Genomic DNA, 7,314 nt, shown 5'->3' with positions numbered 1-7,314 from the left:
CCGCCACCCTGCGCGAACGCCGCCCCCGGAGGCGCCCGGCCCCGCGCCGCGGGGTCGTGCCGCCGTGCGGCGACTCCCGCCGCCGGGCCGGTATTTGACCGGACTCCGCCCTTTCCTTTTCCCCATTTTCAATTACGCTCCGGCCGGACGACCGGAGTTTGCGCAGAACGCCCGGATACCTCCCGCCCGATTAGTGCCGCACGTTGCTTACTATTGACCAGAACACGACATTCGAGGGGAGCGGTGACCGTGCCATACGACGTCCAGGATCTCGCCGACCACCGCTCCGACCGGACGAACGAGCAGGTCATCGGACAGGAGGAGCTCTTCGCCGCGGCCCGGCGAAGACTCGCCCAAGGCGGTGGCGTTCTGCTCCACGGACCGGCCGGCATCGGCAAATCGACGGCACTGCGGGCACTGACCGCCGAATATGCCGGAAAGTCGCGGACGGTCCTGCGCTGTTCGGCCACCGAGTCGGAATCCCACCTCCCCTTCCTGGCCATCGCGGACCTCCTCGGCCCGGTCCTCGACCGGGTCGCCGACCGCCTGCCCGACACCCAGCGTTCGGCGCTGGAGGCCGCGCTCACCGGCCACGGCGAGGCGGTGCTGCGGCCGGACGGCCACCACGGGCTGGCCCTGCGCCTGGCGGTCCTGGCCGCCTTCCGCGCACTGGCCGCCGACGGGCCGGTACTGGTGGTCGCCGACGACCTGCAGTGGCTGGACCGCGCCAGCAGCGAACTGCTCGGCTTCGCGGCCCGCCGGATCAACGGCACCCGGGTGCGGATGCTCTGCGCGCTGCGCACCGGGACGCCCGGCGGGCCGGACGTGAACGACTGCCTGCGCGCGCTGCCGCACGACTCCGAGGCGCTGCGGGTCGCGCCGCTGGACCGCGGGCAGATCTCCGCCCTGCTGGCCCGCCGCGGCCACCGGTCGCTGCCGCGTTCGACGGTGCGGGCCATCGGCGCGGCCAGTGCCGGCAACCCGATGTTCGCCCTGGAGCTCGGCCGCGCGCTGGCCGAGAGCCCCACGCCGCCCCGGCCGGGCGAGCCGCTGCCGGTGCCGACGTCCCTGCGCGCCCTGCTGCTGGGGCGGCTGGAGCGGCTGCCCGCCGAGACCCGCCGGACGCTGCTGGTGGCCGCCGCCGGGGCGCGCCCGACCCTGGCGTTGTTGCACGCCGCCGGCCGGACGGACGCCGAGGCGGACGTCGCCCGTGCCTGCGCGCTGGGGGTGCTGGTCGCCGATCCGGAGAACCACACCGTCCGCTTCACCCACCCGCTGGTGCCCTCCGCGCTGTACGCGGCGGCCGACGGGCCCGAGCGGCGGGCCGTCCACGCGGCGTTGTCACGGGTGGCCGTCGACCCCATCGACCGGGCCCGGCACCTGGCCCTGGCCACGGCGGGGGCGGACCCGGAGGTCGCCGCGCGGCTCTCCGAGGCGGCCGGTCTCGCCCGCGACCGGGGCGCCCCGTCGGTGGCCGCCTCGCTGGGACTGCTGGCCGCACGGCACACCCCCCTGGACGCGGGCCACTCCCCCGACGCGTACCGGCTGCGCGCCGCCGAGGACGCGCTGACCGCCGGCGAGACCGATCTGGCCCGCGACATCGCCCAGGACGTGCTCGGCCGGGCCACCGAGCCCGCCGAGCGGGTGCGGGCCTGGATGGTGGTGATCGACGCGGCGGGGCAGGCACTGGCCGAGGTCGACGCCGTCTTCCCGCAGGCCCTCGCCGACGCGGGGGACGATCCGCGTCTGCTCGGCCTGGTCCACCACCGGCTGGCCTGGCAGGCGCTGCTGGTGGAGGGCGACAGCGGCCGGGCCCGTCAGGAGGCGGCGCTCGCCGCCCGGCTCGCCGCGGCGGGCGCGGACCGCAACACCGAGCTGCTCTCGCTGGCGTTCCAGGCCCACATGGAGGTGCTGCGCGGCCACCCGGACGCCCCCGCCACCATCCTGCGGGCGCTGGAGCCGCCGCAGGAGGACGCGCTGGCCTACGACCACAACGGCGCGGGAGCGGTGCACTGCCGCTGGATGATGATGAGCGACCGGCTGGACGAGGCCCGGTCCACCGTCACGGCGTTGCTGCGGGGCGCCCGGCGGCGCGGCATGGTCGAGGCGGAGGTGCAGTACCTGCGGCTGCTCGCCGAGACGGAGCTGGCCTCGGGGCACTGCGGACGGGCGGTCGACCTCGCCCGGGAATCGCTGCGGCTGGCCCGCGACACCGGGATCGGCGAGGCGGCGGCCGGCGCGCTGGCGGCCCACGCGGAGGCGTCCGGCGGCGACCCGGCGAGCGCCGCGGAACTGGCCGAGGAGGCGGTGCGCACGGCGGAACGGGACGGCGACCAGATCTTCCTGGCGCACGCCCTCGCCGCGCTGGGTCACGTCCGGCTGCTCAGGGGCGACGCGGCCGGGGCGGTGGAGGTCCTGAGCCGGGTGCGCGTCTTCGAGGCGGGGGTCGGCATCGACGACCCGGCCGACGGCCGCTGGCACGGCGACCTCGCGGAGGCCCTGGTGCGGACCGGGCGGCCGCAGGAGGCACGGCGGCTGGTGGAGGAGACCCGCGCCCGAGCGGTCCGGCTGCACCGGGAGGGCGTGCTCGCGGTGACGGACCGCGCCGAGGCGCTGGTGCGGATCGCGGAGGGCGACACGGAGGGGGCGGAGTTCCTGCTGACGCGCTCACGCGAACGGCTCTCCGCGCTGGGTCGGCGGCTCTCGGAGGGCCGCACGCTGCTGGTCCTGGCCGACCTGCGCTCCCGCACCGGGCGCGACGGGGCGGGCCCGCGCGAGGAGGCGGGACGGCTGTTCCGCCGGTGCCGGGCGCTGCCGTGGCTGCGGCGGGTGGAGGCCATGGCGGCCGCGGACACCGCCGCGTCCGCCGCCGTGGGCGCCGCGGCGGGCCCGGGCGGCGGGCCGTCCGCCGTCCACGCGGGGACCCCGGCCGCGCTCCAGGGCGCCGCCGGTGGTCCGGCCGTGACGGCGGGCGGCGGGGTCGCGCTGCTGGAAGGGCTCGCCGCCATGGAGCGTCAGGTCGCCGGGCTGGTCATGGAGGGGGCCACCAACCGGGAGATCGCGGGGCGGCTGTACGTCAGCGTGAAGACGGTGGAGGCGACGCTCACGCGGGTCTACCGCAAACTCGGCATCCGCTCGCGCATCGACATCGTCCGCCTGACCGCCAACCACCCGGCCGGCGGCTGACGCCCCCTCACCACCAGGCCCCGAGCCCGGCGACACGGCCCACGTCCGCGTGCGTGCCGGAACGCCGGAACGCCGGAACGCCGGACCGCCGGACCGCCGGACCGCCGGATCACAGTACGGCGAGCCGGTCCACCAGCAGCTCGATCCTGCGGCCGCTCTCCGGAGGCGGCAGCCGTCCCGCACGGGTGAGGGTCGCCAGCCCGTGCAGGGACGCCCAGAACACCTCGGTGAACAGCCCCGGGTGCACACCCTCCCCCGCGACCTCGCCGAGGGTCTCCAGCAGGGCGGCGAAGCCGTCCTTCAGGGGCTCGGGGGTGTCCTCCTCGGCGAACGCCAGGCCGCCGTCGAGCTGGAACATCGCGTCGTAGACCGCCGGGTTGCTCTCGGCGAAGCCGAGGTACGCGCGCGCGAGGGCGGTGACCCGGGCGCGCGGGTCGTCCGCGGAGCGGGCCGCGGCCCGCAGCAGACCGGCCATCTCGGTCGCGCCCGTCAGGGCGACGGCGCCGATGATCTCCCGTTTGCCGCGGAAGTGGCTGTAGAGAACGGGCTGGCTGTACTCGATGCGCTCGGCCAGCCGGCGGGTGGTGACCGCCTCCCAGCCCTGTTGCTCGGCGAGCGCGCGGGCCGTGGCCACGATCAGGCGCTCGCGGGCCGCCCGCTCGCGCTCCTTGCGTTCCTGGACTGACATGCAACAGATTCTAGCACTGCTAGACAATCGAGCGATAGCAGCGCTAGCGTTGCCTCATCGGCTAGCAACGCTAGATACGGACATCCCGGAGGAATCCCCATGTTCAACGCACTCGAGATCGTCACCACCGTGATCGTCGGCGTGATGGTGGGGGTGGAGTTCTGCGTCGCTGTCTTCGTCAACCCGATCCTCGACGCCCTCCCCGACGACAGCACCCAGCGCGGCCGCAGCCACGGGGGCCGGCTGCTGGGCGCCGTGATGCCGTTCTGGTACATCTCCTCGCTGGTCCTGGTCGTGGTCTGGTGGGCCGTCGGACGCGGTGCGGACGGCGCCGGACTCGTCGCCGCCGGGGGTGGACTGCTGCTCGTCAGCGTGCTGATGTCGGTCCTGCTGCTCGTGCCGATCAACAACCGGAGCAAGACGTGGACGGTCGGCGACCGGCCCGCCGACTGGAAGCAGCAGGTGCGGCGCTGGGACCGCCTGCACCTCGTGCGCGTCGCCGTCATCGTCGGCGCCTTCGCCCTGCTGGTCACCGCCCTCGCCTGACCCGGCGCCGGCACACGGCCGGCGCGCGAACAGCACGCGGACAGCACGGACGGGGCGGGCCGAGGGAGGGGAAACCCTCGGCCCGCCCCGCAGGGCAGTCCCTCATGTGCGCCGGGCGGGCATGCTCATAGGCTGACCTTGTCCCCAACGGGCCGCAGACCGGGGGGCGTTGCGGACGACCACGAGCGCCCCGCAGCGCCCCCCATCCACGCGTGGAAGGGCTGTCACCTTCCCCCCTTCCGGTGCTTGCCGCGGCCGCCCTCGCCGCTGATGCCGCTCGTGTCGACGCCCGACGCGGCATCCGTGCCGGTGGCCTCCATGCCCTCCGACTCGATCCGCTCCTTGCGGACGCGGCCGGTGACGGTACGGTTCTGGACCCGCTCCTCGGTGGTGAGCTTGACCCGCTCGACCGGGACCACCTCGGTCTCGATCACGGGCCGCTCGGCGTGGAGCGTCACCTCGAACTCCGCCTCCTTCAGCGGCTCTCCGGAGAGCGCCGAGGAACGGTTGGCCTCGGTGATCGGCTCGCGGACGACGCGGACCTCCTCGTACCGCAGCGGGACGCTCTGCTGCACCTCTTCGGTGTCGACGTACTTGTGCAGCCTGGCGCGGCCGCTCTCCTGACGCTCGACCCTCACGTGCATGCGCTCCTCGGAGCGCGTCATCGCGTTCTCCGCCGTCTCCTTGCCCAGGTCGGCGCCGGCGCCGGCGCGCGAACGGGACTCGGCACCGGGGGTGCGCCCCTCGGCGCCGATGCCCCGGCCCTCGGCCGCGGTGCCCTGCGCGTAGGCCCGGCCGGACTCGCCGACGCCCTCGCCCTTGCGGCCGCGTGCGGACGCCTTGCCGGCGATGCCTCCGGCCACACCCCCGGCCGCACCGGCCGCGCCGGCCGTCCCCTTGTCCATGCCGCCACGACCGGACGTCGCGTCCTTGTCCTGACCCGTGGACTGCTCCCAGGGCTGGTCCCACTTGACGCCGTAGTACTCGTACAGGCGGTGCTCCTCCTCGCGGGAGAGATGACCGCCGCTGTCGACCACGACGTCGGGGGCGTCCTTGACCTTGTCCTTGGTGTACGGCACCTCGAGGTGGTCCTCCACCAGCGAGGCGTCACGGATCGGCACGAACGTCTCACTGCTTCCGAAGAGGCCGGTCTTGACGCTCACCCACTCCGGACGGCCGGTCGCGTCGTCGAGGAAGACGTGCTTGGCCTCGCCGATCTTCGTGCCCGTGCCGTCGTACACCGGATGGTCCAGGACAGCGGGGATCTGGTCTCGGGTGATCATTTCATCACCCTCCTTCCACACTCGGCTCGCCCAACGGGTAGACACGGACGAAAGGCATGAAACGGCCTTTCGGTCGCGAAGTCGTCGGAAATCGCGGTAAACGGCAGTCCTTCGACGCTTGACGCGGGACGGAAGGGGCACCCGCTTCGCACTGTGCGTACGAGCGATGACGGCGCGCACCCGCTCCTGCCGGAGGCGGGGCGACCGCGACGGATATTGGTGACCGGGTGGTTCAGCTTCCTGCACGGGGAGGCCACCGCCGGGGACGTGCTGGCCCTTGACCGGGTGCGGGAGGTGCTGGACAGCGCGGACCTGCCGTACGACGTGGCCTGGAGCCCCGGTTTCCGGCCCGGGGAGCTCTCCCTGGACCGGGCCGACCCGCGGGACTACTCCCACCTGGTCTTCGTGTGCGGACCGCTGCACGGACTGCAGATCGAGCAGCTGCACGAGCGGTACGCGGGGTGCGTGCGGGTGGCGGTGGGGGTGTCGGTGATCGACCCCTCCTCGCCCGCGGTGCAGGGCTTCCACCGGGTGCTGGCGCGGGACGCCTCCGGCGGGGCGGCGCCCGACCTCGCGGCCCGGGCCCCGCTCCCGGACCCGGTGCCGGTGGTCGGGGTGATCCTCACCCACGGCCAGCACGAGTACGGCGGCCGGCGGCTGCACGAGGCGGTGGCCGAGACGGTCACCGGCTGGCTCGCGGGCGTGGACTGCGCGCGGCTGGACCTGGAGACCCGGCTCGACTCCCATGACTGGCGCCTGTCCGCGACGCCGGGCCAGCTGGAGTCGCTGCTGCGGAGGCTGGACCTGGTGGTCACCGACCGGCTGCACGGCCTGGTGCTGGGACTCCGGTCGGGCGTCCCGGTGCTCGCGGTGGACCCCGTGGCCAGCGGCGCGAAGGTCACCGCGCAGGGGCAGGTGTGGGGGTGGCCGGCGGTGGTGCCGGGCGAGCACGTCTGCGCCGCCGCCCTGGACCGCTGGCTCCACTGGTGCCTCTCCCCCGAGGGCCGCACCGCCGCGGCCGGCATCGCGGGCTCCACCGCCCGCGACCCCGCCGACACCCTGCTCGCGGCCCTCCACCACGAGGCCTGACACCCGCGGGGCGGCGCGACGCGTGGCGCCGGCCGGCGCCACGGGACCGGCGGGGAAGCCGCCCTCGCCGAAACCCCGGAACGCAGGGCAGCTCCTCCTCCGCGCCCCGCACCCGCACCCGCACCCGGAGCACCGGGCCGGCGTTCACCGGGAGCGCGTGGGGCCCGCGGGACTCGGGTCGTACGATGGGCGGGTGATCACCGGCCTCGGACCGCACCGCCGCCCCGCGGGGCGGCTGTTCGCCCTGCTGGTGCTCGCGGTCCTGGCCGGGCTGTTCGGCATGCACGCCCTCGCCCCCGGCGGCGGGTTCGACCGGCCGCACCCCGGATCGCACGGCATGGGGACGGTCCACGGCGAGCGGGCCGCCCACTCCCCCGCGCACACCGTCGACGCCGGACCCCACCAGGGTCACGGAGCGGGATCCGGCCATCTGAGCCACGCGGACGACACCTGTGCCGCGGCCGGGCCTGCGTCCCCGTACACCCCTCCCCCGCTCACCGGCGTCCCGGCCGCCCTCTCGGC

6 protein-coding genes are annotated in these 7,314 nt (G+C 75.1%); 4 read left to right on the top strand and 2 right to left on the bottom strand.

Annotation, left to right across the window (positions count from 1 at the left end; translation table 11 throughout):
* The first annotated feature begins 243 nt into the window (after window positions 1–243).
* Window positions 244–3,186, top strand: coding sequence for a helix-turn-helix transcriptional regulator (locus tag ACOV8S_RS04950; RefSeq protein WP_448316296.1), 2,943 nt, complete (start codon window positions 244–246; stop codon window positions 3,184–3,186).
* Between the two features lie 109 nt (window positions 3,187–3,295).
* On the opposite strand, the gene ACOV8S_RS04945 is transcribed toward ACOV8S_RS04950, so the two are convergent.
* Window positions 3,296–3,874, bottom strand: coding sequence for a TetR/AcrR family transcriptional regulator (locus ACOV8S_RS04945; RefSeq protein WP_448316295.1), 579 nt, complete (start codon window positions 3,872–3,874; stop codon window positions 3,296–3,298).
* Between the two features lie 99 nt (window positions 3,875–3,973).
* Here ACOV8S_RS04945 and ACOV8S_RS04940 point away from each other — a divergent pair, with 99 nt between their 5' ends.
* The gene (locus ACOV8S_RS04940; RefSeq protein ID WP_448316294.1) at window positions 3,974–4,420 is read left to right on the top strand and encodes an anthrone oxygenase family protein; all 447 of its coding nucleotides are present in this window, start codon (window positions 3,974–3,976) and stop codon (window positions 4,418–4,420) included.
* A gap of 224 nt (window positions 4,421–4,644) precedes the next feature.
* Here the strand turns inward: ACOV8S_RS04940 and ACOV8S_RS04935 are convergent, their stop codons facing one another.
* Complete coding sequence (locus tag ACOV8S_RS04935) at window positions 4,645–5,703, bottom strand: DUF2382 domain-containing protein (protein WP_448316293.1); 1,059 nt, start codon at window positions 5,701–5,703, stop codon at window positions 4,645–4,647.
* Window positions 5,704–5,922: 219 nt separating this feature from the next.
* On the opposite strand from ACOV8S_RS04935, the gene ACOV8S_RS04930 reads away from it, so the two are divergent.
* The gene (locus ACOV8S_RS04930) at window positions 5,923–6,792 is read left to right on the top strand and encodes a polysaccharide pyruvyl transferase family protein (protein ID WP_448316292.1); all 870 of its coding nucleotides are present in this window, start codon (window positions 5,923–5,925) and stop codon (window positions 6,790–6,792) included.
* Between the two features lie 193 nt (window positions 6,793–6,985).
* On the top strand, window positions 6,986–7,314 hold a 329-nt coding region (locus ACOV8S_RS04925), incomplete at its 3' end, for a DUF6153 family protein (protein ID WP_448316291.1).

This window comes from Streptomyces sp. CO7, assembly GCF_053474865.1.
Note: the sequence above shows the minus strand (reverse complement) of the source record. Positions and strands in the feature narration are given on the sequence as shown.